This window comes from Aeromonas sp. HMWF016, assembly GCF_963878195.1.
Classification (GTDB): domain Bacteria; phylum Pseudomonadota; class Gammaproteobacteria; order Enterobacterales; family Aeromonadaceae; genus Aeromonas; species Aeromonas lacus.
Genome location: NZ_CAWNWX010000017.1, coordinates 65,823 through 67,158, shown reverse-complemented (window position 1 = coordinate 67,158; position 1,336 = coordinate 65,823). Strand labels below are relative to the sequence as shown.

Annotated in this window: 1 protein-coding gene and 1 pseudogene; both read left to right on the top strand. The window is 62.6% G+C overall.

Going from position 1 to position 1,336, the window contains the following annotated elements; all coding sequences use genetic code 11:
• A partial coding sequence (locus AACS24_RS02010; protein WP_258223053.1) for a YcjF family protein occupies nt 1-778 on the top strand: 778 nt, incomplete at its 5' end.
• A 394-nt stretch (nt 779-1,172) separates the two neighbouring features.
• Nucleotides 1,173-1,336, top strand: a pseudogene (gene phhA, locus AACS24_RS02005) (phenylalanine 4-monooxygenase); the annotation flags it as partial.

Genomic DNA, 1,336 nt, shown 5'->3' with positions numbered 1-1,336 from the left:
CCTGTACGACCAATTTCTCACCACCCCGCTCTGGGGCAGCGCCTGGCTGGCTGCCTCGGCGCTGGTAGCGGCGGGTACTGCCAGCGTGGTGGGACGCGAGTGGCTGCGCCTGCGCACCCTCAAGCTGCGCCAGGATGTGCGCTCGCGGGCAGAAGATCTGCTGGCCCATCAGGGCGTTGGGCAGGGGCAGGCCTTTTGCGAAGGGTTGGCGGTCAAAAGTGGCGACAAGGGGCGCGAGGGGTATCAAACCTGGCTGGCCCAGCTCGACGAGAGCCACAGCGATCGGGAGGTGCTGACCCTCTATAGTCAGCTGGTACTGAGTGAGCGCGACAAGCTGGCGCAGGCGCGGGTGGCCAAATGGTCGGGGGAGGCCGCGGTGCTGGTGGCGCTGAGCCCGCTCGCCACCGTCGACATGATGCTGATGCTGTGGCGCAACCTGCGGATGATCGAGGATATCGCCGATGTCTACGCCATCGAGCTTGGCTACTGGAGCCGCATTCGTCTCATCCGTCAGGTGTTTCGCAACATGCTCTACGCCGGCGCCACCGAGCTGGTGACCGAGGTGGGGATGGACTTGCTGGGGGCCGAGCTTACCGCCAAGCTCTCCGCCCGCGCCGCGCAGGGAGTGGGGGCCGGCCTGCTCACCGCTCGCCTTGGCCTGCGCACCATAGAGGCGTGCCGTCCGCTGCCCTGGTGTGCGGACGAGAAGCCGAAACTGGGCGAGCTGCGCAAGCGGCTGGTGGGTCAGCTGGCCGGTTATCTCAAGGGAACGAGTTAACCCCGGATCGGGGCTCGGGTGCTGGCGCATCCTGATGGGAGCCCGGTATGCCGAAGATCTATATTGTTTTACTGGTGAAACGCTTATCCACTTTTTTCGGCGTTTTTTGCAACAATCTGCGCCGGGTGGATGGGCTATCACGGCATAAACCGGGCAACGGGGCTGCTCCGCTTTTATCCCGTCTCCTTCAGGTATTGGGCGTACAAGGGGTACCAAGGGTTTGGCTCACTCTGAATGAGTCAGCTCGCCATTAGGCGTGAATGTCACATTTTATTTACATATCTTGCCAGCAGCCGACCACCGGGTCGGCTGCTTTTTTTGTTGCCGGTTCGTTACAGTGATCCTGTGACCCAATGGCAAGGCGCCTCACCCGGCGCAGAGGATGGAACCGCTTATGGCAACCCTTTATACCGCTCACCAGCCGGATGCCCGGGGGATGAGCCACTACTCGGCCGAAGAGCACGGCACCTGGCAGATCCTGATCGAACGCCAGCTGGCGGCGCTTGAAGGCAAGGCGTGTGACGAGTATCTGGCGGGCCTTGAAAGACTGACGTTGCC